Source organism: Bacteroides sp. GD17 (assembly GCF_038448625.1).
Lineage (GTDB): Bacteria > Bacteroidota > Bacteroidia > Bacteroidales > Bacteroidaceae > Bacteroides.
Genome location: NZ_JBCEZS010000013.1, coordinates 102,606 through 129,443 on the forward strand (window position 1 = coordinate 102,606; position 26,838 = coordinate 129,443).

The 26,838-nt window shown below is 45.2% G+C and carries 17 protein-coding genes and 1 riboswitch; of the genes, 10 read left to right on the plus strand and 7 right to left on the minus strand.

The features are described 5' to 3' along the window. Window positions 1-14 precede the first annotated feature (14 nt). From AAE250_RS18075 to AAE250_RS18100, 6 genes are all read right to left on the minus strand, one after another. The gene (locus tag AAE250_RS18075) at window positions 15-2,219 is read right to left on the minus strand and encodes a DUF2357 domain-containing protein (RefSeq protein WP_342289228.1); all 2,205 of its coding nucleotides are present in this window, start codon (window positions 2,217-2,219) and stop codon (window positions 15-17) included. A 26-nt stretch (window positions 2,220-2,245) separates the two neighbouring features. After that, window positions 2,246-4,000: an MrcB family domain-containing protein gene (locus tag AAE250_RS18080; RefSeq protein WP_342289229.1), complete on the minus strand. Its 1,755-nt coding sequence runs from the start codon at window positions 3,998-4,000 to the stop codon at window positions 2,246-2,248. Window positions 4,001-4,011: 11 nt separating this feature from the next. Next, complete coding sequence (locus AAE250_RS18085; RefSeq protein WP_342289230.1) at window positions 4,012-4,722, minus strand: hypothetical protein; 711 nt, start codon at window positions 4,720-4,722, stop codon at window positions 4,012-4,014. Window positions 4,723-4,726: 4 nt separating this feature from the next. Then, a complete protein-coding gene (locus tag AAE250_RS18090) occupies window positions 4,727-6,304 on the minus strand; it encodes an ATP-binding protein (RefSeq protein ID WP_342289231.1) in 1,578 nt (525 codons plus the stop codon). Window positions 6,305-6,448: 144 nt separating this feature from the next. Further along, complete coding sequence (locus AAE250_RS18095) at window positions 6,449-11,323, minus strand: RecQ family ATP-dependent DNA helicase (RefSeq protein WP_342289232.1); 4,875 nt, start codon at window positions 11,321-11,323, stop codon at window positions 6,449-6,451. A 424-nt stretch (window positions 11,324-11,747) separates the two neighbouring features. After that, the gene (locus AAE250_RS18100; protein WP_342289233.1) at window positions 11,748-12,980 is read right to left on the minus strand and encodes a Cof-type HAD-IIB family hydrolase; all 1,233 of its coding nucleotides are present in this window, start codon (window positions 12,978-12,980) and stop codon (window positions 11,748-11,750) included. Window positions 12,981-13,108: 128 nt separating this feature from the next. Next, window positions 13,109-13,308: riboswitch (cobalamin riboswitch) on the plus strand. A gap of 58 nt (window positions 13,309-13,366) precedes the next feature. Between AAE250_RS18100 and AAE250_RS18105 the strand changes: the two genes are divergently transcribed. From AAE250_RS18105 to AAE250_RS18150, 10 genes are all read left to right on the plus strand, one after another. Beyond that, on the plus strand, window positions 13,367-15,385 hold the full coding sequence (locus AAE250_RS18105) for a TonB-dependent receptor plug domain-containing protein (protein ID WP_342289234.1): 2,019 nt from the start codon (window positions 13,367-13,369) through the stop codon (window positions 15,383-15,385). 13 nt (window positions 15,386-15,398) lie between these two features. Continuing rightward, window positions 15,399-16,505, plus strand: a complete 1,107-nt coding sequence (locus AAE250_RS18110; RefSeq protein WP_342289235.1) for a DUF5074 domain-containing protein — start codon at window positions 15,399-15,401, stop codon at window positions 16,503-16,505. Between the two features lie 9 nt (window positions 16,506-16,514). Next, window positions 16,515-17,648, plus strand: a complete 1,134-nt coding sequence (locus AAE250_RS18115) for an ABC transporter substrate-binding protein (protein WP_446715771.1) — start codon at window positions 16,515-16,517, stop codon at window positions 17,646-17,648. A 218-nt stretch (window positions 17,649-17,866) separates the two neighbouring features. Further along, window positions 17,867-18,895: an iron ABC transporter permease gene (locus tag AAE250_RS18120; protein ID WP_294603249.1), complete on the plus strand. Its 1,029-nt coding sequence runs from the start codon at window positions 17,867-17,869 to the stop codon at window positions 18,893-18,895. A gap of 244 nt (window positions 18,896-19,139) precedes the next feature. Continuing rightward, entirely contained in the window at window positions 19,140-20,402 is a 1,263-nt protein-coding gene (locus AAE250_RS18125; protein WP_294603252.1) for a carboxypeptidase-like regulatory domain-containing protein, read from the plus strand. Between the two features lie 51 nt (window positions 20,403-20,453). Next, window positions 20,454-21,005 carry an RNA polymerase sigma-70 factor gene (locus tag AAE250_RS18130; protein WP_294603254.1) on the plus strand — a complete coding sequence of 184 codons (552 nt, stop codon included), beginning with the start codon at window positions 20,454-20,456 and terminating at the stop codon, window positions 21,003-21,005. A 14-nt stretch (window positions 21,006-21,019) separates the two neighbouring features. Continuing rightward, window positions 21,020-21,859, plus strand: a complete 840-nt coding sequence (locus tag AAE250_RS18135; RefSeq protein ID WP_446715769.1) for a FecR family protein — start codon at window positions 21,020-21,022, stop codon at window positions 21,857-21,859. Window positions 21,860-21,913: 54 nt separating this feature from the next. Continuing rightward, window positions 21,914-23,461, plus strand: coding sequence for a carboxypeptidase-like regulatory domain-containing protein (locus AAE250_RS18140; RefSeq protein WP_294603257.1), 1,548 nt, complete (start codon window positions 21,914-21,916; stop codon window positions 23,459-23,461). A gap of 118 nt (window positions 23,462-23,579) precedes the next feature. After that, entirely contained in the window at window positions 23,580-23,756 is a 177-nt protein-coding gene (locus AAE250_RS18145; RefSeq protein WP_294603260.1) for a DUF4250 domain-containing protein, read from the plus strand. A gap of 71 nt (window positions 23,757-23,827) precedes the next feature. Then, window positions 23,828-25,426, plus strand: coding sequence for a ClC family H(+)/Cl(-) exchange transporter (locus AAE250_RS18150; RefSeq protein ID WP_294603262.1), 1,599 nt, complete (start codon window positions 23,828-23,830; stop codon window positions 25,424-25,426). On the opposite strand, the gene AAE250_RS18155 is transcribed toward AAE250_RS18150, so the two are convergent. Then, window positions 25,423-26,790 carry a TrpB-like pyridoxal phosphate-dependent enzyme gene (locus tag AAE250_RS18155; protein ID WP_294603265.1) on the minus strand — a complete coding sequence of 456 codons (1,368 nt, stop codon included), beginning with the start codon at window positions 26,788-26,790 and terminating at the stop codon, window positions 25,423-25,425. The genes AAE250_RS18150 and AAE250_RS18155 overlap by 4 nt on opposite strands. Between the last annotated feature and the right edge of the window lie 48 nt (window positions 26,791-26,838).

Here is a 26,838-nt window from a genome sequence, read left to right on the forward strand (position 1 = left end):
CTTTATTTGATAAATTACAATCCTTTATCCATTATAACTTTCTTATCCAACTCTTCAAAGGTCGTATCAATAAACGTGTAGTTTATCATCTTGCTTGTATTGATTGGTTGAATGTTGGCATATTGTTTACGGAAGTAGCGCAGTTCAAAGGCGAGACGAAGGTCGTTGCTATTTTCGTCTCCTTCTGTTTGCTTCACTTCCTTTGACGTGATAGTTCTAGCTCTAATTATCTCATAGACATCACATATCCCTTCTCCTTTGAAGTAAGGCATGAAGTAATGTAGATTTTGCAGAGCAATAGTAGTAGGGAAATGACTGCCAGTGTAATAGAGTGTGGCATTACCATCCTTGAAACTTTGCAAATAGCCTTTACGGCTGCTGTTTGTAACAAGACCTATGAGTACACGGTTTCCTACTTCTACGAATGTTCCCTTTTGCGGTATCACTTTAGAGATTGTTTCTTGTGATTTTGTGGTGATAAGTTGTTCAACGAACTGCTCCAATAGCTGGCGATTATGTTGGTCTTTAGGGCGAAGTGGGAATGCTCCAATATTCACCTCATCTATAGTCTTACGGAACTTCGACATGGTAACATTTGTCGGGTTACCATCACCCGGGAACAGAATATAGCCACCTATCACTTCCTTTTTCAAAGTATTCGATTGGTAATCTTTATAATAGATGGCATCACGATAGCGGTGCATCTGATTGATTGCATCTTCCGGTGGAACATCCACACCATTTTTATCTTTTCCATCAATACGATATTTCGCATCAAACAGATAAGTCATTTTCATTCCTTCTTGCAAATCGTTCTTAGTCAGTTGCAGGACTATGTCCGGCTTTTGTGGCACTGTGCGCACCACAAGATCTTTCATTCCAATGTCACTATTCCCCTTGTCTGTGTTCTTTGGATTATAGACTAATTCTGCCAGTTCCACATTGTCTTTCTTGAAAAGGATACGGGAATGTTCTCCTTTGCCCAAATCCCATGTGAACAGGCCATTCATTTCCATGCGGTTCTTATGGTCTATGTCTTCATCAGATAAATGAAGTTTTTCCTTCACGATATGGCTCACTTCTATGAAACACCATATCTCGTAGAGTGTCGCTATATCTTTGGTTTGCAAACGGTATATGCCATCATTCAAAGAATAAGAGCGGCGGAGCAGGCTCCACGTGCGATATACCTGACTATATCCGGTAGCTTTTTGTAAAACCAGACTTTCCTGATTCATCCCCTTGTAATTTCCTACGGTACGGAAGAATGGATTTCGCTGCAAGTGTTTCAATGTAGCTAATGTGGCTTGCATGTCATCCTTCATCACATCCGAAGCATTCTTTAACGCTTCTATGCGCTTCTTCAAGACTGCGTATTTATCCGTAATCTGTCCAAGAGCGAATTTTAAAAATCTGTTTTCTTGTGTATCGTTTGTCCACACACGTTCTTCCACACGATATAGATGCGAACTGTCTGCCCGGTGTTCCGCCAGTTCGTTTTCTATGCAGGAGGGGACAAATGTCAGCTTATCGGCACGTTTGTAAGCCTCCTTTCCATGTAACCGATGTCTTGGGCGGTCAATGATGTTTTTGCAGGCCTTGATGAATTTCTTTTGCTCATTGGCAAATACGCTCCACCAGATTATTTCCGGGGTCTCTCCGCTTGCATCGGGCGAAAAGCCATGAAAGGTTCTTCGCATATAGTCGAGCGAAAGCATTCTGTACTCTTGTTCAATATCCTCTATAATAGCTTTCCAATGCTCGTGATAGTTGAGCTTTGTACTCAACACCTCAAAAGAGAAGACAAAACTGTGGGTTTCTGCTCCCACTTGATACATGAGTTGTATTTCACTGCGTCCAACCTCATTGCCGTAATTCAAGAAACCTGCCAATATCTGTTTGCGGAAAGTGAATTTTTCATTTTCACTCTGGAGAATAGAACCAAACTGAGCCTTTTTCACATAGTCCTTGAATTCTACCCAAATAGGATAATCAGCGTTGTCGAAAAATATGGCAGGAGCTTGTTGGCTGTTTTCAATCGTAATTTCTTCTCCGGTATAGTTGCTCAGGATAACGGATGATACACCTTCCGACCAAGAATAAGTGGAGTGTAAGCATTCTTCTCCAATATTACTCTTGGCTTTATACCAAATGTCATCGAATTTTGCACATTCGATAATTATTTCAAAATCCTGATGCTTTATGGTAAGCAGTTCCATCGTCCTTTGTGAATATCTGATTGTTTTTAACTCCAGAAACTTGTATAACCGGATGACAACCGTTCTTGCATCTCTTTCAGTTTGGCTATGGAAACAGATTCTATTTTCTTATTTTCTCTGGTCAATGCCAACAACTGCGTTTCGATAGTAGTAATCAGTCTTTCAAGAAGTGAATGCTTGACTTTTGTATCATCACCTTCTATGCGCGACAATATTTTCATGTTTGTTATCTCGTCCAATGCGGTTGCTATGACTTCGTTCTCACTAAACTCGTTTCCGTTTTCATCCATGTTATAAGGCAAATTGTTTACCACATAAAGCAGGAACTCGTTTCGCGTGCGATAGGCGACTTTGAATGGTGTACCATCGAGGACATCGTTCACGGCTTGCAAATAGGTTAGTGCCTTGTTGCAAACTTCCGCATTGTCGGCATACACATCCACGCCTTCTACGGCTGTACCGATAAGCATATCGCTGTTTAATTTGCCAATACGTTCATATTTGCAGTCCAATCCGGCATGCAAATCCACTTCATTCATTTCTATGGTCATGGCGCGGTCAAGCACCTTTCGGGAGAAGGAGAAGGTCGTTTCATCCATGTTTACCGTACCCACAACAATAAGATTTTGTGGGATGGTAATGCCTTCTTCCAAAAAGCGGTTCCTTAACGCTTCATTGTCTCCTGTCAGTTCGGCAGTCAATACTCGATACCAATCCTCTGTACTTTTTCTCAGGATAGGGTCTGTTGTAATCATGCCGTCTTCATTACTTTTACGAGATTCTATCACGCTAAGAAATTCTGCAAAATATTGTTCGACAGGAGCAAGATTCATTTCATCCAGACAAAGGAAATAAGGTACATCCAAATTCTCCCAAGCCTTTGTGATAAATCTTAAGAAATCGCCAATCACATATATGGATTTTCCGCTGACACGACTTACATATCCTATGAGCTCAGTAGAATCATGCCAATTCGGTTTTACTTGAATCATCTCGAAGTTCTTAGGTTTCTGAGCTTTATATTCGGTGGAATCTTCATCCCAACACGCACGGGCAAGTTCACGGACGATACGGCTCTTACCTGTACCGGAAATGCCAGCTAACAAAAGGAATGGTTTCGTCTTTATAGCGGTAATGATGTCGATATGTTTATAAAATGTGAAATCTGTATTATCTTTGCTATTATTATTCCTGATAGTTCTCTTTAACAGCGTCTTATACTTATGGTAAATGTCAAGATATAGTTTTAGAAGCAAAATTCCTTTCTCTTCGTTTGTTATATCCCACAACGAATAATAAATAGCCCCAATTGTATATCTCTCATCTGCTATATCAGCATTGTTGTCTTGTTTTAGTAATTCATTATTTTCCTGTAAGAGCTCTCTGACCTCTTGAGTGTTTTTAGCAATCTCTTTTTTTCCATTTCTTGGGCCAAATTGATTAGGTTTTGTCGTCCCTTGGTTGAGAGTTAAATATACATTTTTATAATCAGAGGAAAATAAAAAGACAATGTAAATTCCTTCCCTAGTTGAAGTCGTTATATCTTTATCCAGAATAGCAATCCATGGCGTTTTTGTCGCTCGACCTGCACCAACAGAGCCTTTTATGACATAATATTTTGATTGTTCTCCCAGAAAAAGACTGAGTTCTTCTGGTAAATGTTTACATATAATATCCTTGGTTTCAGGGGTGATGTCAGATGTGTTTTCTGCAGTTTTAAATATTTTCGAATTTGCAAAAACTCTACCAAATAAATTGTTTATGTTATTAATAGTGTTCATATCTTTAATTTTTACTTAGATTTATTTTCATTCTTCCTCCTTTCTTTTACCTTTTCCAATCCCGGCATCTTTTTGGCTAATACACTTTCTCCTGCAGGAAAGTAAAGCGGAAAGACCTGTGATAAGAAACTTACAATATCATTGCGCTTCTTGCCCATGTTGAAAAAAGCAGAACAAACAAAATACATAAGATCTTGCTGACTACATGTATCTTTTAGCTGAATGGTTATTGAGGGAGTGATTATCAAACCGTGTTCTGCAAATGCGCAAGCACTGGCAAGAATAGCTTTCTGCTCTTCTTCAGTGAACATCTTTATTTTCTCTGCCAACCATTCAAGTTCTCTTTGCTGAAGTGCTTGTTGATTTTCACTTTGATGTTTCAATAGGATTGCGACATTTTCTTGTTGCTTTTCGGTCAAGGCATTTTCCAATGCTTGATTCTTCCGTTTAAGAACATTGAATTTCAGTAATGCGGTAATGTACATACAGAAATAACCTACTGCAATATCGAATATTAGGACAAGCAGATAATTGTTGTTTGATTTTCTGGTGTTCCCAGCCATATACTCACTGATAGGAATAACGGCAAATAGCATGATGATGGCTATTGCATAAAGCACTCTGTATCGCGTTTTATGGTTTACCTGCGGTAAGGAAGCAAACAAAAAGGCGATAATCAAAACGGCAATTATTGCACAAAGTGGAATGAAAGATGTTCCCATAAGTTTATTGCTCGGTTTGAGGATTAATTACAATGCACCAATAGCCACCATGGTCTGCTCCTTCACGAGACAAGATTCCCATAGAACGAAGCTTTGAAATATGTTTTTCTACGGCTCGGGAGCTTATTCCTATTTTATAGGCCATTGTTTCTGCAGACATTGATGGGTCGGAAATGACGAAATCAATAATCTTTTGTGCGGTTTTCCCAATGCTTTTAGATTTGTTTTTCGAATCTCCGAACTTTTTCTCCGAACCTTTTTGCATTATCTCCGAACCTTTCTCCGAACTTTCTTGCGTATCACCGAAGGTTTTCACAAAACTTTTGCTGTTTACACCGAACCTTTCGACCGAACTTTCTTCGTTTACAGGGTACTTTTCGAGGGTACTATTTACCCTGTTGGCTACTTCTTCAACAGGTATTCTTCCGTTTTCGTTCCAGTTCAGATTATAGAATGTGGTGTAGAAAGAGGTCGCTTCCGTTTGATATTGCGGTTCTTTTCCTTGCAGGAAATTAGGCAGCTTCTCCGTAAGTTCCCGCATTTTGCGTAAGCCGGAACCACGTTTCTCCATATAGTCCAACTGTGTGAACACGTCCGCAATGACGGGATTACGGCGCATGGAAGGCACTTTGAATATGTCACGGTCTTGAATTTGTGTACCGTCAAGCATAGCACCGGGTGATACCAGTTCTACGCGGTCATCATAAATGTCGATATGTACTTCACCACCCATCACGGTATAATCTCTATGGATAAGGTGGTTTACCAGTCCTTCAAAAATGGCACGGTCGGAATAGTCGGGAAGATTTAGGCGATAATTGGGCATCTTTACCCATCCGCTCATAGTGTAGTTCTTGATGAAGTCCATGCCATATTTCAATAGCAATACAAGGTTAGCCCGATGCTCTACGGAACTGATAGCATCATCCTTATAGAGTCCAGTCCATCGAGTGCAGAAAATACGCGATTGAAATACCGTGCAATTATCAACAAACAGCAATCCTGCATTGGTCAGTTTGCCGTCAGGAGTTACCAGTCCGAATGATTCCAGATACTTGTCGTTCCATTCTTGATGGGTTTGCTCGCGGAATGTATTGGCAAGGATGATGAAAGAGTGTTTGCTGGCATCCACTTGGGTAGGCAGTGAATCCCATGTCATGTGCGTACCTTTCAATACCAATGAAAGCAGTTGTTGCGAATTACATTCTACACTTTCATTGCCAACTCGTACATATGCGGTACGTGTTCCATCCTGATAGTAATAATAAGGTGTAAGTGTTCCAGCTTTTACTTTCACTTCAAGTAAGGTATGTCCTTCATGTTCTATTGGGATAAGCTGTATTTCCGGCACAGGATCAAGTCTTGCCTTGATGGTTTCGCTGATAAAATCGGCATCGGATTGTGGATTCTCCAGACCTACAATCACTCCGTCATCGTCCACTCCATAGAACAAGCTGCCCCCCTCTGTATTGGCAAAAGCTGACACTGATTTAAGCCATGACTTTACTTTTTTACGTTCCAACATTTCTTTGAAATCGTAAGCCGAGCATTCCGCTATCAATGTATTGTTATGTATCTGCATTATTCCCTTATTATTCGTATAATATTTTAATTCTTATCACAAAAGTACATAAAAAGCATAAGTTTTTTACACCGGCATAATAAAGAAATCATTTTTTCTTTAGAGGAAAGGTAATGATAATGTGATAATTTCAAACGTTTTAGCTTACAAAGAAAGCATCAAGTCAGCCAAAAGAACAGCCGTTTCCGGTTCATTCTTTTGTGCATCTTTAGGTTTCCATGCCACAACGAACCGTACAGATGCGGATTTCACCTTGTAACCTCTTTGTTCCCATTCGGATAATATGCCCTGCATTTTTGATGACAACTTTGCCACAGGTTTATCGGTCAATGAACTATACAAAAAGAAATCATCATAAGTCAAAGAATCTCCTCCTCGCAATGCTAAGACCTCTTGTTTCTTTTCTTTGAAGAATCCCAAATTGACATCTTTGTGAGAGAGTTGCAGTACAATTTCTCCAGGCATGTCATATTGCCGCTGGTCCATAAGATATCGGTCTGCACTCAAATGATTGAAACAATCACCGTTTGTATGTATGAACAGCCTGTTTTTCGCACGGGTTATTCCTACGTAATATCGACGCATCAGATGGGCATCCTTTACATAATTGTCGGATATGAGCATATACACATCGTCAAACTCTTTGCCTTTGGCCTTGTGAATAGTTGATACCACAACGTCGGCTCCTAATACATCGCAGAAGTCTTCTATCGACGACTCAAATACAAATTCTTTGAAGTCACTGAAATATTTAGTCTTGTTGGTTTGTTCAAACTGGTCTACACAACGCTTCACATACATCAAGCTTAGACTCCTGTCATAAGTAGAAAAGGTGGTATACTTGGCTTCTTCCCACAGCTCTTCCGTGATTAGCGGTGTTTTTATCCGCTTGTTTATATATCTCAGGAAATATCTCATTTCGGCCATATTCCAAAAACGTAGGCCGTCCATTGATTGTATCAGTTTACTGTTTATACCATGTTTCCGCAAAAGAGCCATCAGGATAACGGCCTCTTCATTTGTTTGGGTCAGTACACAAGAAGTTCCTTTATCCCTATGTTGAAGCAAGTTTTCGACGAGCGGCTGATACATATATTCCGATTGATAGCGTATCACTTCAACCCAACCCTTTTCTTTTCTCATGGAGATAATTGGTGTACTTTTTATCCTTTTATGTATGTTTTTCAAGAATCCGTTGGCAAAATCCACCGGCTGGCGCGCACTGCGGTAATTTTCGGTCATTTCGACAAACGTGCTTCCGCTTTCTTGTGCCAGTCGGTACATATAACCGGAATCGGAACCACGGAATTCATAGATGTTCTGGTCATCGTCTCCCACTGCAATCACACGCATTTCCTCGTTGCTGGTCATCAGAGCCTTCACAAGTGCGTGTTCTTCAGTCCCCATGTCCTGGGCTTCGTCTATGACCAGTACCGTCTTGCCGATTTTGTTTGGTTCCACTTCTCCTTGACATATCATCTCGGCTGCATTTGAAACGACGTTTCTTGATTCTTCAAGATTTCCTATCCGTCCCAATAGGTCGAAACAATAGGAGTGGAATGTTTTTATTTCGACAAAGTGGGCGGCGTTGCCTATCAACTCCATGAGCCTTTGTTTGAATTCCGTAGCGGCTGCCCTTGAAAAGGTCAGCATCAGGAGCTGTTCGTGTTTCACATCTTCAAGTAGCAGAAGTGAGGCCAGTTTGTGGACCAATACACGTGTCTTTCCACTACCCGGGCCGGCTGCGACTACAATGCAACGTGAACCCTTATCGGAAATAATATCCATTTGTCGTTTGGATAATTGTCCAAACAATTGTTTGTACTTCTGTGGTGTCAAGTTACGTTGTATCTCGTTTGCTCTGTCTCCTTTGAAATATTTTATGACAAACTTCCTGTAGTCCATTTGGAAATAGTCCTGAACATATTGCAAGGCCGCATGATAATCTCTTACCATCAGATTGGCATATTCGCCTACAATATGCACTTGCTGGATTTTCAACTTATAGAATTCGTTGAGCATCCGGTAGTCGTCTTGCTTGAATCTCGACTTGTTGTCCTTTATTCTTTGGATATTCATGGCGTTATAAAGTACCAAAAATCCGCCTTCAAGTTTTAGTGAACCAATTTTCGACAAATACAGAAGCGCTTCTTCCACGTCTTCTAATTGAATGTCATCAAGTCCGCCAAAAAGGGATTGGGAATTTGATTTTATTCGGTTCAGAAGCTCTACCACGGAGAACTGGATGGCTTTGCCGGGCACGTTTTCCTTTTCTGCATCAGAAGCTAATTTGTATAGCCATTCCACGGCAAAGCGACTTATTTCCAATCGTTTCTCAAATCGCCTGATGGTGAGTTCCAGGTCTGCCTGACGACTTATCTCCATGTTACGGACTGCATCCTCTTTTTTACGCGTATATCCCTTGATAGTGAGGAAATAGAGTAGCGTCCGAATGTCTTTTTCTTTGGATGTGTTGATTCCGTCGTTTACGGCATTCTCATTCAGTTGCTTGCATGATATTCGTAAAGTTCCGTCGGGAATATGATTAAGGATGTATTGTTCAAGTTTTGCAAAGCGTTCGAGGAGAATTTGTGACTTTCGTTCCGAATCACCTGCATCCTGTAAATAGGCAGATATATCTTTACTGTCTGCCAATATACCTTCCTGTCGCATGCGCTCCACTACAGATATAACATCTCTTTTGCTTAGTCCCAAAATGTCTGCCAGATAATCGACTCGTGATTCTGCTTCCGAATCCTGAGCCTTGGCGATATGTTTTTGAGAAATCAATGACTTAATGATACGGACTGCCTTTTCTATTTCATCGCTGCCAAAAAGTAGTGATGCTGATATGCGCTCTCTCGCTTCGTCCATATTCTTTACTGTTATTCCTGTGGCATATACATGAGGTACATTGTTCCCTCTTACCAAATATCCGCTTTGTTCCAAAGCAGCTAATGCTGTTCGTACACGGGTCTCGATGTCAGATACCGAATCATCCCATCCTGCTTGCCGGGCAATTTCCAACGCAGAACAGTTGACCTTCATACGGTGTTTGGTAAGGTCTTTGACGGCTTTCCATACCTGTTGTATTTCACTAATGCTAAGTTTCGTTTGGTTTAGCAATATAAAATGCTTGTCCAAGTCATTGTCTCCATAAAGTACATAGCAACGCGCGCTGAGTCCGGGGTCACGCCCCGCCCTGCCAGCTTCCTGTACATAATTTTCCAGCGAATCGGAAATATCATAATGCACTACAAGACCGACATCTTTCTTATCGACTCCCATACCAAATGCAGACGTGGCCACGATGATGTGTGCCTGATCGTTCATAAAAGCATCTTGGTTGGCAATTTTTTCATCGGCTTCCATTTTCCCATTGAAAGGGAGTGCCTTGTAACCGTCACGAGTCAGTTTTGCAGCCAGTTCCTTTGTCCGTTTGGTGCGTGACACGTAAACAATTGTCGGACAATCGGCTTCTGCTACAAGTTCTCTCAGTTTTAAATATTTGTCATTGTCATTCTCTACATGTATGACGGAATAGTGTAGATTTGTTCTTGAGGCTGTTGATGCAAATAATTCCAAGTTCAAATCCAAAGTCTGCTTGAAATAGTCACAGATGTCTTGGATTACTTTCTGTTTTGCCGTGGCTGTGAAACAGGATACAGGTATCGGGGTTTTGCATTTTTTCTTTTGCTGGTATTTTTGGATGAATTTGCCAATGTAGAGATAGTCAACTCTGAAATCCTGCCCCCATGAAGAAAAGCAGTGCGCTTCGTCTATCACAAACCTTACAACGTGGCGTGCCATCAATATTTTTTCGATTGTTTTTGAACGGAGCATTTCGGGAGAGATATACAACAACGAGGCTTCTCCGTCTTGTATTCTTTGTATGGACAGTGATCTTGTGATGGGGTCTAACATCCCATTTATGGTTACGGCATCCGTGATGCCTCTGTCGGCAAGGTTGTCTACCTGGTCTTTCATCAAGGACTGCAAGGGGGAGATGACAATCGTAAGCCCGTGCACGGAGTGTCCCGCCATGAGTGCAGGCAGTTGGAAGGTAAGTGATTTACCACCGCCGGTAGGAAATATTGCCAGCAGCGATTTCCCTTTTACCGCAGCTTGGGCAGCACGTTCTTGCAGTGGCTCGCCTTCGTATGTCCGGAAGCGCTCATATCCGAAAAATGTTTTTAGGTTATGGAGCACATCCAATTGCGTATGGCAGTAGTCGCAGCCTTCTTTGCAAGTAGTGTGTCGCAGGAGTTTTATGATAAATTCCACTTCCGGATAATTATAAAGTACCCATCCGGGAGTGATGGAGCGGTAATCGGTGGTGTCAATCAGAGCCAATGTGTATGCCAATCCGCATGGATATTGGTTGATGAGCATGTCAAGATCGGCATGTTGGCAAATCTTTCCGGCATAAAGTTCTTTAATAAGTTCAGGTATTCCTTTATGGATATACTCCGCACTTACCATACTGAGAAATCCTTCAAATTCTTTCTTGTCCTTCAGAAGCGATGCAAATAGTATACGCTTTTCTTTCGGTAATGAATGCCAGCATGCTATTTCATCCAACAATAAGTCTTTTGCTTTCTTGCAATCGTTCACCGGATTGTTCATTTGTTCGCTCATCAGTTTGTCATCTTTCACAAGCCTGTGGTAAGGGTGTTCAGGGAACAGTAAAGGCGAAACATAAAGTGTATCAACTAAAATCCAGCGGCATATTTTGTCCGTAAACAGGTATTTAGCATCATGGTGAACGATATTGTGTCCGCAGATGTAGTCTACATCGTTTAAGAAAATGAATAGTTCTTCTTTTGAGGTTTTATGAAATGTCGTGTTATCATGCTTGAGGGCTCCTATATCATGGATTCTATGGTCTTTCAAGCCTATTTCAACATCTACTATGGCATAATTGTGGGCACTACATGGTACAGAGGTGTTTTTATTGCTGATGATATTGTTTCTATCCTCGGTTTTCTTGATTCCTATGAGTTTGCTCCATATTGACATATCTCAATATAATAAATAGTTTTACAACTTGAATTTGTTATGTATCTGCATCGTTTCCTTATTGTTGTTTGGGTATAACACCCCAATATCATACACAAAGGTAAGGATAAAACCGAAGAATCTGTTAAATTTGCCACAGACTTTTGATTATTATGTGTTTATATCACGATTTTTATTAAATAAATCCGTACTTTTGCAGTTAAGAGCTGTTGTTGCTTATGGATGCTTATTTTCGGGTTTGCGTTATATTTGCAACACGTGTACGCAAGTCGCTGATAGATATATCACGTTGACTTTGAGGAAGTCAAATGATTCCGATAAGGAAACAGATAACAAACAATAAGCAAAAGCGCGCAGCTCAATGAGTTGCACGCTTTTTGCGTTTATGGGGTTCATGGTTGATATGTGTTTTCTATGGGCTTTTTTATCTCTTCTTCAATATACTATTCACCACCCTTATCGAAGACACCAATTTATTGGTCGATGTAAATACATCCACATTCCATACGTGTGAGGAGCGTCCTTTGTGCACAATTGTACCTATGGCACGTACCGTATCTCCTTCGTGTGCCGAAGAAATATGATTGCCGCTGACCTGCATACCTACAACAATTTCATCGGGCTGGCAAGTAATCATTGAACCAAGCCCGGCAACGGTCTCTGCCAGGGCAAGAGTGGCACCACCATGCAGAATACCGAAGGGTTGGCGGGTGCGCTCATCTACCGGCATCGTTGCTTCTATGCGGTCTTCGGAGGCATAGGTATATTGTATTCCCAGGTTTCCCATCAGTGCATGGCGTGCCCGGGCATTCAGCTGGTCCAAAGGTATTTCGGCAGCATGGACTTCTGCGATGATTAATTTCTCTACAGCCAGAGCCACGCCGTCTTCTTCGTTCGAAGCTGTTACATGGTCGGCGCATACCTTTACAGAATCTTGTGCATGTCCCATTGCTACGCCTACACCTGCCAGCTGCAGCATGGTCACGTCGCATACACCGTCTCCAATGGCGATGACTTCTTCACGTTTTATGTCCAGTAATTCCAGCAAGGCACCTAATGTATTTGCTTTATCCACTCCGCAGGGTACTACCTCAAGAAAATAGGGTTCGGAACGGAAAACATCCAGAGTTCCTGCCAAACGTTTTTTCCAATGGTCTTCCAGGCCAATCAAAGCCTCTTCGTCATCACTGACCAACATACACTTACAAGGCGCAAAATCAATAGATGTGGAGAACTCATCTTCATCAATCAGAATCAAGTCATTTAAGCGAGCTTCATTTTGGATATATTTATTATCAGGCCTATCTGTCAATAGCGTATCGTCATGATAAGTAAATATGTCGAAACCATTCTTGTGCGCTTTCTTTTCCAGATAGGGTAGCATCTCGGGATTGATGCGTCGCTCGAACAATACTTCTCCGTTTTGGGCACTGATAATCTGACAACCGTTATACGACAGGATGAATCCTCCATAGTTGCCCAGTTCAAGCGCTTTGGCCAGTGGCATTAATCCATAGGTAGGTCTGCCGGATGCTAGTACAATCCGTACTCCCATTTGTTGAACTTTCAGCAGAGCAGCCAATGTTCGTTTGCTGATTTCTCTTTCGTCATTGAGCAATGTTCCGTCTACATCCAGAACTAATAACTTGTATTTCATGGCAACTTGTTTTTGGGGTTTTAGATTACAAAGTTAGGAAATGAAAACAACAATGGTAATTTATTTCCTGCTTTTTGTCTTAACAATTGATAAAAGATGTTTGAAGCGTGATATCTCATAATATATTCTTATCTTTGCCAACGTTTTGTTCCGTATCCTCTATTCGGGGGATTGGATGAAAAGGGAATCGGGTGCAAATCCCGGACAGTCCCGCTGCTGTGAGTTTCATGTAAGGGGTATCATACTTATGCCACTGTTCTTTTAGGAAGAATGGGAAGGCGATACACCGGAAACGAGTCAGAAGACCTGCAAAACAAAGTCGAAAAATTGTCCGTTCGAGGAAAGCGGGCAGTGCGCAGAATGTTTTAAGATAATTTTCGTTTCTTATGATAGGAAGAACTATGGTACGGCCGGTCTGTATCGGTTTCTTTTGTATGGCTGCATTGTCGCTTGGAGCACAAGAGGTTACTAATGATACGATTAGTGGCAAGGTACATGCTATTGAAGAAGTTACGGTCAACGCATCTGCAAGTGCACGGAAAGTAACAAGTACCGCTCCGATACAGATGCTTTCTCGTCAGCAACTGGAACAGCAGGGAGTGACGGATATAGCAGATGCTTTACGCCGTTTTTCCGGAGTGAACGTAAAGGATTATGGTGGTGCAGGGGGAATGAAAACCGTTTCAGTCCGGAGTCTTGGTTCCCAGCACACCTCAGTAGCCTATGATGGCATAACTGTAACCGATTGTCAGAGCGGGCAGATTGATCTTTCCCGCTTTTCATTGGATAACATCAAATCCCTTTCTTTAGCGGTTGGTGATAATGATGATATTTTTCTTCCGGCACGTACTGTGGCGTCTGCTGCATCTCTTCGCCTGCAAACATTGCCTCCTGATTTGTCGGATAAAAATGCCCGTTTGAAAACCGAAATTAAAGTTGGCTTTTTTGGCCTGGTAAATCCTTTTGTGCGCTACGATCAACGTTTGGCTGCGAAGGTATCTATGTCTTTTTCCGGTGATTTCATGAGGGCTGATAATTTATACCCATTTACTCTGGTGAATGGAAAATATGTTTCGGAGGAACGCCGCGAGAATAATTACATCGAAACATATCGGGGAGAATGGAATATCTATGCCCAACCCAATGAACGGTCTGTTTTGAATGGCAAGATGTATTATTACGACGCGTTTCGTGAGCTGCCCGGTCCGGTTATTTTATATAATAGTGTGTGTGAGGAGGAATTGAGTGAAAGAAACTTCTTTTCCCAATTACATTATCAGACTTATTGGGAGAATAATCTTTCTCTGCAAGTGAACGGTAAATTCAACTGGGCTTATTCGCATTACCATGATGAAGGTGCGGAATATCCGGGTGGCGAGATGAACAATCTCTATTATCAGCGGGAATATTATGGTTCTGCTGCGCTGCTCTATACTCCGATGGACAGTTGGGCTTTTTCTTATGCTGCCGATTATTCGTTCAATAATCTCAGTTCGAATGCTGCTTCGGGGGTAAAACCTTATCGGCATACGGTATTGCAGACTTTGACGGCTCGCTACCGTTCTCCGCATGTGACATTCACGGCCTTAATGTTGGGCTCTTTGTATATGAACAGTGCCAAGGTTGGAGAAAGTGCAAGTAATGCCCGGCGTATTTCTCCATCCGTTTCTTTGTCATGGAAGCCTTGGTTGCAGTCTGATCTTTATTTTCGGGCTTCATACAAAAATATTTTCCGTGTTGCTACGTTTACGGAGAACTATTTCGACCGTTGGGGCAGTCGCGACTTGAAGCCGGAAGTGGCGCGGCAATATAATGTAGGGGCGACTTATGGATGTAGTTCCGCTTCATCTTGTTTGACCAGCCTGCACGGGTCATTGGATGGCTATTATAATTATGTAAAGAATAAGATTGTGGCTATGCCCTATAATATGTTTTTCTGGACAATGGTTAACTTGGGACATGTTGATATCTGGGGGGTAGATGCCAATCTGGACGCATCGTTCCGTCTGGCTTCGCGGCATCAGCTTTTGTCTGCAGTTTCTTACACCTACCAATATGCAGTAGACAAAACAGATCCTGCATCTGTGTATTATAGAGACCAAATACCTTATACTCCGGTTCATTCCGGTTCATTCTCATTGGCATGGGAAAACCCCTACATAAACTTGTCTTTTCATGCTACGGGTGTCAGCAAACGCTATGCAGCAGAACAGAATGTAAAGGCTAATGAATTGGAGGGTTACGTAGAGTGTGGCGTCGCGCTTTATCGTTCGTTCCGGTGGAGAGGGGTAGATTGCTCTTTGCGGGGCGATATACAGAATATTGGCAATAAGCAATATAGCATTGTGAAGAGTTATCCGATGCCTGGTCGCTCCTATAAATTAACGTTTAATATATCCATTTAAAAACTAACTGAATATGAAATTGAATTTGAAAGAACAATTAAGGATGCTGGCTTTGATGCTTGCACTTCCGATGGTTTTTGTAGCTTGTAGTGATGATGACGATAATGACCCTACAGGCGGTGCTCCTATAGTAGCGCAAAAAGGCGTATTTGTATTTGATACCGGTAATCAAGGGAAGAATATAGATGGTGCTTTGTCTTTTATTGATGAGAAGACTAATACTGCGATAAATGATGTATTCAGAACCGTGAATGCCCGCAGCTTGGGATCTACGGTTCAGGATGGAGTAATCCTCGGGCAGAATTTGTATATAGCTGTTTCTGAGTCCAACACGATCGAGGTGGTTGATAAGAATACATTGGTCAGCGTGGCCCAGATTGCACCAACGGCAGAGCAAGGCAGTAAACCGCGTGATATTGTAACGGATGGCAAATATGTATACGTATCTATGTATTCCGGCCATGTATCTCGCATTGATGCTTCGAAGAATGTGATAGATAAGACCGTAAAGGTGGGACCCAACCCGGAAGAAATGGCTGTGGCTAATGGCTGCCTGTATGTTGTCAATTCTGATGGTTTGAATTGGGAAGCCGGTTACGTCAACGGTAAGAGTGTTTCCAAGATAGACTTGGCAAGTTTCGCAGAGACGAAGATTCCAGTAGGCTTAAATCCGACGAAGATTGTGGCAGATGCTTCCGGCAATTTGCTGGTGATTTGTATGGGGAATTATAGTGATGTTCCTGCCAGCATCTGGAAAATAAGCAGTAGCGATGCAGTAGAAGATTGGGGAAAACCGGCTACCATTATGGCTGTCAAAGGAAACTCTCTTTATACGGTTTATGATTCTTATGCAGGCGCTGATGCCGTGGAATACACTGTTTATAACACATTGACCGGTAGCGTGGAGAAAGATAACTTTGTTGCATCTCCCGTAGACTCACCTTCCGGCATTGTTGTCGATCCGGACAATGGCAATATCTTTATCACTTCTTATACGTTGGTAGGTGGTTTTGCATCTTATACGACTCCCGGCTATGTAAACGAGTATTCGGCGGATGGAACTTTCGTGAAGAAATACGATGTAGGGGTAGGAGCTGTTTGTATGACATTTCTTAAATAACAGATGAAGATGAGATTTTCTTCGTTGCTTTTACTTTATTTATTATTCATTTTCTCTGCCTGCCAGGGAGGAAAAAAACAGATGGTGCCTTCACAAGTTGGAGACACCATCCCCCTGCGCTATGCCGACAATCTGACGTTAGTCACTTATACCGACTATACCGTTGTCACCTTGCGCAACCCTTGGGATACGCTGAAGACGCTGCATACGTATGTGCTTGTGCCTTCTGCCGAGCCCGTGCCGGAGCACTTGCCGGAAGGTACTGTTGTGCGTACGCCTCTCTCCAAAGCAGTAATCTACTCGTCCGTGCATTGCGGACTGGTGGATAAGTTAGGAGCTTTCGGCAGTATCGGTGGTATCTGCGATTTGAAGTACATCAAACTGCCTGCCGTGCAAGAGGGAGTGGCCGAAGGTATTATCGCAGATTGCGGCGACGGCATGAATCCCGATATGGAGAAGATTATCGACCTGCACCCCGATGCCATTCTGCTTTCTCCGTTCGAGAACAGCGGCGGATATGGACGTATCGAGAAACTCAATATCCCGATCATCGAATGTGCCGACTATATGGAAACTTCCGCTTTGGGGCGTGCCGAGTGGATGCGTTTTTACGGATTGCTCTTTGGTGTTGCTGCGCAGGCCGACAGCCTTTTTGCCGAAGTGGATAGTTGCTATCAGCATCTCAAGATGCGTGCAGCGCTTTCGTCTGTGTCTCTGTCCGTTGTCAGTGAGTTGAAGAGCGGTTCGGCATGGTATGTGCCGGGAGGACGCAGCACGATAGGGAGGCTTTTCGGGGATGCTTGCGGGCGTTATGTTTTTGCCGACGACGCGCATAGCGGGTCTGTACCGTTGGCTTTCGAGACGGTGTTCGACCGGGCAGGAGATGCGGATGTGTGGACGATCAAGTACAATCGCGATCGTGATATGACTTATTCCGACTTGAAGGCAGATTATATCGGATATACGGGGTTCAAAGCTTTCAAAGAACGGAATATCTATGGATGCAATACGGCTAAAGTTCCTTTTTACGAGGAGACACCTTTCCGTCCCGACTATCTGTTGGCGGATTTTATACAGATTCTGCATCCTGAGATAGGAGATTTGGGTGGTTTGCGCTATTTTTGCAGACTTGAAGAAAAATGATAATTTAGCGTCGTGTGATAACAAGTGTATCTCAAACTCCTCCGCCTGAAAGGGGAGGTGCCCGTAGGGCGGAGGGGTTTCACATCCGAAGGGACTTGCACTAAGTTACTTTCTATTTATGTAAGACCCCTCCGCCCGCAAGCGGGCACCTCCCCTTTCAGGCGGAGGAATTTAAGATACTCCGCTAAATTCCCATTTACAATATATACAAAGAACAGATGGCTAAAGGCTGGAAATACGGTATCGTTTTAGGAGTAGTCATCTTGCTGCTCTTTATAACGAATTTACTGGTGGGATCGGTTTCGATTCCGGCAGCAGATGTTTTTCGCATTCTTCTTGGTGGAGAAGGGGAGAAGGCCAGTTGGAATTTCATCCTTTGGGAGTCTCGTTTGCCCCAGGCACTGACGGCGCTGCTTTGCGGAGGCGCGCTGGCTGTCTGCGGACTGATGTTGCAGACGGCATTCAAAAACCCGCTGGCAGGACCATCCATCTTGGGCATCAACTCCGGGGCGAGCCTGGGCGTGGCCTTCGTCATGCTGCTGTTTGGCGGAAGCATCACGGCAGGTACATTCAGCCTGTCCGGTTTCTTTTCCGTGCTGGCCGGGGCATTTGTCGGCGCCATGCTCATTATGGCACTTATTCTTTTCTTTTCCACATTGATAAAAAGTAATATCATGCTGCTGATAACGGGCATCATGATAGGCTATATCGCCTCTTCCGCCATCGCCCTGCTGAATTTCTTTGCCACGGCAGAGGGCGTGCAGTCTTATATGATTTGGGGAATGGGTAACTTCGGCGGCGTGTCCCTGCAACAGATGCCGGCCTTTGCGCTGGTCACTGTGCTTGGCTTGTTCGGTTCGTTGTTGCTGATAAAGCCTCTGAACGCCTTGTTGCTGGGCGAACGCTATGCCGAGAACCTGGGCGTCAATATCCGCCGCGTGCGCAACTGGCTTTTGATTATCACCGGACTGCTGACCGCCATCACTACCGCCTTCTGCGGCCCGGTGGCGTTTATCGGACTGGCTGTGCCCCATGTAGCCCGTATGATATTGGGAACTGCCAATCACAATTCCCTGCTTCCCGTTACTATTCTTAGCGGTGCCGCCGTGGCACTGCTCTGCAATCTGATTTGCGTCCTGCCGGGCGAAGCAGGCATCATTCCGCTGAATGCAGTTACCCCAATCATTGGTGCACCGGTCATTATCTACGTTATAATGAGCCAAAGGAATCCGCAGCATTTCAATTAATCATGCGAATTCGCGGTTCATGATATTTATATAAATGGGAATTTACGGAGTATCTCAAATTCCTCCCCTTTCAGGCGGAGGAGTTTGAGATACACTTGTTATCACACGCCCCTAAATTATCATTTAACTCCTGATTCGCATTAATCTACTTTTCTGTCCCCACTTCCCTTTTTTCTTCCAAAATTCATAGGGTTCTTCCCCTTCCGGCGCTCTTAACTATAGAAACCCCTTAAAACCATGTCGTATGAGAAACTTAGTAAGATTTACACTTGGGTGTCTGCTCATATTTCTATGTTCAAGTATCACCCCGCTGATGGCACAAGATGCCGCGGTGAACGACCTCATCATAACCGGTGTCGTAAAGAACAAGGATAACCGGAAAAAACTGGAGAACGTGAACATCTCTGTTGTCGGAAGCAATATCGGTACCGTTACCAATGCCGACGGTACCTTCTCCCTGAAGGTGACAGAGGCCGAAGCCTTCCGCGGCTTGGAAATCTCCCACATCGGCTATCTCAATACCCGCCTCTCGCTGGATGAGATCGGAAGCGGAAACAGCCTGACCGTATGGATGATACCCGCCCCCAATCTGTTGAATGAAATTGTGGTCTATGGCAATAATCCCCGCGTCATCGTGGAAGAAGCCATCAAGAAAATCCCATCGAACTACTCCGCCAGCAACAATATGCTGACCGCCTTTTACCGCGAAACGGTGCAGAAACGCCGCCGCTACATCAGCGTGTCCGAAGCCGTGATGGATGTCTACAAGACCGATTACAGCAACCGCGATGTAGGAGGCGACAAGGTGCAACTGCTGAAAAGCCGCCGGTTGATGAGCCAGCGGCAAAGCGATACACTGGCAGTAAAAGTACTGGGAGGTCCCAATCTTTCCCTCTATCTGGACATCGTGAAGAACGGCGACGCACTGCTGAGCCCGGAAAACCTGAACTACTATGACTTCCGCATGGAAGACCCTGTCAACCTGGACAACCGCATGCAATATGTAATCAGCTTCCGTCCGCGGGTCAGCCTGATGTATGCCCTGTTCATCGGGAAACTGTACATCGACTACGAGCGGCTCTCCTTTACCCGTGCCGAATTTGAGCTGGATATGGCAAACCGGGTGAAGGCAGTAGAGGCCATTCTCCATAAGAAACCCCTCGGGCTGAGGTTCCGTCCGCAAGAAGTCAGCTATCTGGTGAGCTACAAGCAGCAAGGTTCCAGGACCTACCTGAACTATATCCGGAACGTCATCCGCTTCAAGTGCGACTGGAAGAAGAAACTGTTCTCCTCCACCTATACCGCCTTCTCGGAAATGGTGGTGACCGACCGGACCGAAAACCCCGCCACCGGTATTTCCAACAAAGCCTCGTTCAAGCAGAAACAAGTGTTCTACGACCTGGTAGATGAATACTGGAACGAGGACTTCTGGAAGAAATACAACATCATAGAGCCTACAGAGTCGTTGGAGAATGCTGTAGATAAATTGCGGAAACAATCCAACTGATTATCTGATAGTTTTTCATTATATTTGAGGCAACCAAGAAAACTGTCGGGTATGCTGAATGAACTGATTATACTGGCCAAAATAAAAGAGGGCGATATCAAGGCTTTCGAAGAAATCTTCCGCCGATATTATTCCCCTCTTTGCTGGTATGCCGCGGGTATCACGGGCACTATGGAGTCTGCCGAGGAGATTGTGGAGGAGCTGTTCTATGTGCTGTGGAAGAACCGTGCGGAGTTGCAGGTGCTCCAGTCCGTCAAGAGCTACCTTTATCGGTCGGTACGGAACGAAGCCGTCCAGTATTGCGAGCATCAGGAGGTGAAGGAACGATACCGGGCGTCCGTGCTGGCGAAACCTGAACCGGGCTACTCATCCGACCCGCATTGCCAGATGGAATACAAGGAACTCCAGGCACTGGTTCAACAGATACTCGGGAAACTGCCCCTGCGCAGACGGCAAATCTTTGAAATGCACCGTGAGAAAGGAATGAAATATGCAGAAATAGCCACGGAACTTTCATTGTCCGTCAAGACGGTGGAAGCGGAAATGACCAAGGCGCTCCGGGCGCTGCGAAACGAAATTGATAATTATATCCGGATTAAATAATGGAAATAAATAGAATGAGAACAAAGACAGACGAAGCGTGGGAACGGCTTTATGCCCGCTTCGAGGCCGATAACTTGCTGGCAGATGCTGCAGGAGGCAGTATGGCGGTGCGACGCAAGCTTCACCTGAGGTGGGGAGCGGTGGCGGCAGCCGTGATTGCCGGTATAGTGTGTTTGGCCGCATGGTGGGTTATGCCGGAGCAGGGCGAGGACATCCGTAACTTTGTGACGCAGGAGAACCGGGAGCTTACGACCTTGGTCAAGACGCTTGAAGACGGTTCGGTGGTATATCTGGCCCAAGAAAGTACGCTGCAATACCCCGAGCATTTTGCTACGGACAAACGGGAAGTGAACCTGCAGGGCGAAGCGTTCTTCGACGTTGCCCGAAAGCCCGAACAAGCTTTTACGATTGAAACAGAGAAAGTGCGTGTCGAGGTGTTGGGAACAGCTTTCGACGTCCGGAGCAATGAGGACATTCCATTCAGTCTGTCCGTAAAGCGGGGGCGGGTAAAGGTTTCCCTGAAGCAGGACGGTACGGAAGTGTTTGTAAAGGCAGGCGAGACGGTTACCTTGCAATCGGGCGAATTGCTTTTGAGCAAGACGGAACATCCGGAACTCTTCGACCGTTATATTAAGAACATCCGTTTCAAGGACGAATGCCTTGAAAACGTGTTGCGCGCCATCAATAAGGAGTCCTCGGACTGGCAGATAGAAACTGCATCGCCGGCTTTAGGCAAAAGAAGACTGACCGTTGAGTTTGCAAACAATTCTCCGGAGTCCGTAGCCGAATTGATCTGCTGGACGTTCAATCTGAAGTGTGCGCGGCAAGGCAACAGGTTGATTTTATCAGAATGAAATGCCTGTCTCTGTATGGGCATATCTACCTGAAATCTTATATACAAATAAAATATGAAGTCGTTTCGTTTCTTAGTTCTTCTCTTGGGAATGCTTTTCATTGCCGGCAATGTAAGAGCAGACGGAGGTGATGTGCTGGACCGCATCATCCAGCTTCCCAGGGCTAAAGAAACGATTTATTCCTTGTTGGGGAAGATATCGGAGCAATCCGGTTATCTTTTTATTTACGACAGTAAAGTCATCAACAACGACTCTATTGTAAAGGTCAAAAAGATGAATTGTTCCGTGCGCCGGGCCATCTACGAGATAACCGGTAGCAAGGATCTTGAATTGAAGGTATTAGGACAACATATATTGATTACGAGGGCGGCAGAAAAGGTAACAATGAAAAAAACGGTCGCACTGCCGCCCCAACCGACACACTCCACCGTCACCGGCACCTTACTGGATAAAGAAACCGGAGACCCCATTGCCAGTGCATCTGTCCTGGTGCAAGGCACCTCGCTGGGCAACATCACCAACCGGGACGGGAAGTTCAGGCTTCATTTGCCCGATTCCCTGCGAAACCGTACTCTTTCCTTTTCTCATCTGGGCTATGTAGGACAATCTGTAGAAGCTTCTGCGCTGGAAGGGCAAGACAACGTTCTGAGTCTGGAGCCTAAAGTAGTTCCTTTGCAGGAAGTCCTGATCCGCCTGGTAGAACCTAAAAAGCTGCTTCGCGAGATGATAGAGCGCCGTAGCCGGAATTACTCTTCTTCACCGGTCTACCTGACTACCTTTTATCGGGAAGGCGTACAGCTGAAAGATAAATTCCAAAGCCTGACAGAAGCCGTTTTCAAAGTCTATAAATCCTCTACAATAGAGTCCGAAACCTCCGACCAGGTGAAGCTGCTGAAGATGAGCCGGATTGATAACCGTGAGAAAACGGACAGCGTGGTTGCCAAAATCAGGTCGGGTGTGGAGGCCTGCCTGCAACTGGACATCATGAAGCATATTCCCGATTTCCTTTCCCCCGAAGTAAGCGATGCGCTATATGTGTATACCTCCGGCGACATTGTATTTGTGGACGACCGAAGTGCCAACGTCGTTTACTTTGAGCAAAGGCGGGGGATAGGGGAACCGCTGTATTGCGGGGCGCTGTACATCGACTCGGAGAACAGTGCTCTGCTGCAGGCACGTTTTGAGATCCAGCCCCGATACATAAAAGAGGCAACCGGGCTTTTCGTGGTGCGCCAGGCACAAAAGACCCGGCTGACCACACAGAAGGTAGTCTATACCATCTCATACAAGCCCTGGAACGGCACTTATTACGTTCATCATATCCGTGGAGATCTTTATTTCAGAATGAAAAGAAAGCGTATCTCCTTCAGCAACCCCACCCTCCATACTTGGTTTGAGATGGTGACATGCCGGGTTGATAACGAAAATGTAGCACGTTTCCCCCGGGCGGAGCGGCTGCCTACCCATACCGTATTTGCCGAGACCGACTTCAGGTATGACAAGGACTTTTGGGCCGATTTCAATGTGATACCGCTGGAGGGAGGACTCGAAAAGATTATCGAGCAGGTGTCCCTGAAGATAGAGCAAACGGAGCAGCCCTGACCGGCGTTCCTCAATCGTTTGCGTAAGTAAATTGTAATTTTTACACTAAAATACCTTTTCTTTTTGTTTTTTGTTGTAATTTTGCCCCCGGTATTAGTTTTAATTAAAGATTGTAATTATGAAACTACCTGAGGATCCGGTGATGCTGTATAGCTTCATCAACACAAAACTACGTGACTTCTATCCTTCCTTGGATGCACTTTGTGAGGATATGAACGTGGAAAAGGAAAGCATTGTACGAAAACTGAAAATGGTGGGATTTGAATATAATCCTGCAAAGAACCGGTTTTGGTAAATAATGTTTCTGTATAAAACAACTCCCGTTGCTTGTTGTTGTAAGGCGCAAGTGATGGGAGTTGTTTTGTTATGGAACTTTGGGATAAGACAAAGAAACTTTGGGCGAAAGTCAAGAACTGGAAGACGGTCCGCGGCTGGCACATCTGGAAGCTGAAGCTAGTGGATGCCCGTCTCTACTTCGTCAGCATGTTCGTAGGGCTGCTGACGGGACTGGTTGCCGTACCCTATCATTACCTCCTCTATTACTTTTTCCACCTCCGCAGTGATTTCTTTGCCTCACGTCCGGCGTGGTACTGGCATATTCCGTTGTTTCTTTTCTTCTGGGGAATCCTTGTTTTTGTGTCGTGGCTGGTGAAAAAGATGCCGCTCATCACCGGTGGGGGCATACCTCAGACGCGGGGAGTCATTAATGGACGCATTACCTATAAACATCCTTTCATCGAACTGGTCTCCAAATTCGTAGGCGGTATTCTTGCTTTTTCGGCAGGTTTGTCATTGGGGCGCGAGGGGCCTTCCGTGCAGATAGGCTCCTATGTCGGCAGCCTGGTGTCTCGCTGGACGCGTATCCTGAAAGGCGAGCAGAAACAACTGCTGGCAGCCGGTGCAGGTGCAGGGCTTGCAGCTGCTTTTGCGGCACCGCTGGCATCTTCGCTCATCGTCATCGAGTCCATCGAGCGTTTCGATGCCCCCAAAACAGCCATTACCACCTTGCTGGCGGGCGTGGTGGCAGGAGCGGTGGCAAGCATGGTCTTTCCGGTAAATCCCTACCATCTGATAGAAGTGACAGAGCCCATATTCGCTTTCTTCATTCAGATGAAGTACTTCCTGATACTGGCTGTGGTCATTTCTATCTGCGGTAAACTCTATTCGTCTGTCCTGATCTCCTTCAAGCGCGTGTACGCCAAAGTCCAGTCGCCCACGTATATCAAGATGCTCTACCTGCTGCTGGTGGCCTACGTCATTTCGTTGATGCAAGTCAACCTGACGGGTGGGGGCGAGCAGTTCCTCCTGGCACAGGCACAGAACGGCAGTACGGACATTATGTGGGTGACGGCCATCATGCTGCTGCATTTCGGTTTCTCGGTCTTTTCCGTTTCTTCGGGGCTGCCGGGCGGGAACTTCATCCCGACTTTGGTGACGGGTGGACTGCTGGGGCAGATTGTTGGCCTGATAGGGGTAAAGTACGGCATCATCGGGCAGGAGAATGTAAGCTATGTGATGTTGATTTCCATGTCTGCTTTCCTGGTGGCGGTTGTTCGCACACCACTCACGGCCATTGTGCTGATTACGGAGATAACAGGGCATTTCGAAGTCTTTTATCCTTCGGTAGTGGTAGGCGGGCTGACTTATTACTTCACCGAGCTTCTGCAGATGAAGCCGTTCAACGTCGCTCTGTATGAAGACATGATTCATGCCCCCGATTTTAAAGAAGAGAAACGCTATACCCTTTCTGTGGAAATTATGACGGACTCCTACCTGGACGGGAAACTGGTGGACGAACTCTCCTTGCCGGAGCGTTGCATCATCATCAACGTGCATAGGGATGGAAAGAACCTGGTCCCCGCAGGAACACGTTTGATTCCGGGGGACCAGGTCCAGATTGAGATGGACTCGCAGGACATTGAGAAACTCTATGAACCGCTTGTCAGTATGGCGAATATTTATTAAGCCAGATTTCCTATTTCGTCCAGATTCTTTTGGATATCGGCATCGGTCAGTTCGTAGTTCACCAAGTCGCCGGAGAGGTACTTGTCGTACGAAGCCATGTCGATAAGTCCGTGACCGGAGAGGTTGAACAGAATCACTTTCTCTTCGCCCGTTACCTTGCATTTGTTGGCCTCCTGAATGGCGGCGGCAATGGCGTGGCAGGATTCCGGTGCGGGGATGATGCCTTCTGCTTGTGCAAAGAGGCAACCTGCATCGAACGATTCGAGTTGTTTGATGTCTACTGCTTCCATATATCCGTCCTTCAGCAGTTGCGAGACGATGACGCCTGCGCCGTGGTAGCGCAAACCGCCGGCGTGGATGTTGGCAGGAGCAAAGTTGTGTCCCAGTGTAAACATAGGCAGCAGCGGCGTATATCCGGCTTCATCGCCGAAGTCGTATTGGAATTTGCCGCGCGTCAGCTTCGGGCACGAAGCCGGTTCGGCAGCCACGAAGCGTGTCTTTTTCCCTTCCAGGATGTTGTGGCGCAGGAAGGGGAAAGCGATACCGCCGAAGTTGGAACCGCCGCCGAAGCAGGCGATTACCGTGTCGGGATACTCACCCGCCATTGCCATCTGCTTTTCGGCTTCGAGGCCGATCACCGTCTGGTGCAGGGCAACGTGGCTCAATACGGAGCCAAGTGTATATTTACAGTTGGGCGTGGTCTGTGCCAGCTCTATGGCCTCGGAAATGGCCGTTCCCAAAGAACCCTGATAGTTGGGGTGTGCGGTCAGAATATCCTTTCCGGCACGGGTAGACATGGAGGGCGACGGAGTGACCTGCGCACCGAACGTCTGCATGATGCTGCGGCGGTAGGGCTTCTGCTCGTAGCTGATTTTTACCTGGTAAACGGCAGCTTCCAGTCCGAAGAGGCGGGCGGCATAGGCCAGCGAGGCACCCCATTGTCCTGCACCGGTCTCGGTGGTGACGTTGGTCACTCCCTCTTGCTTGCAATAGTAAGCCTGCGGAATGGCCGAGTTCAACTTGTGCGACCCCATCGGGCTGACACTTTCGTTCTTGAAGTAGATATGTGCCGGCGTGCCGATTGCTTTTTCCAGTCCGTAGGCGCGCACCAGCGGAGTGCTGCGGTAGTATTTGTACATTTCGCGCACTTCTTCGGGGATTTCAATCCAGGCATCGGTCTGGTTCAGTTCCTGGCGACAAAGTTCTTCGGCGAAGATGGGAAATAAGTCTTCCGCTTTCAGTGGCTGCTTGGTGCCGGGGTGAAGCGGAGGCATGGGTTTGTTCACCATATCGGCCTGTATATTATACCAATAGCGTGGAATTTCCTCTTCGGGAAGAATGAATCTTTTTGTCTTGTTGCTCATAGTGGTTAAATTTATAAATAATTTGGAGCCCAAATGTAGTTATTATTT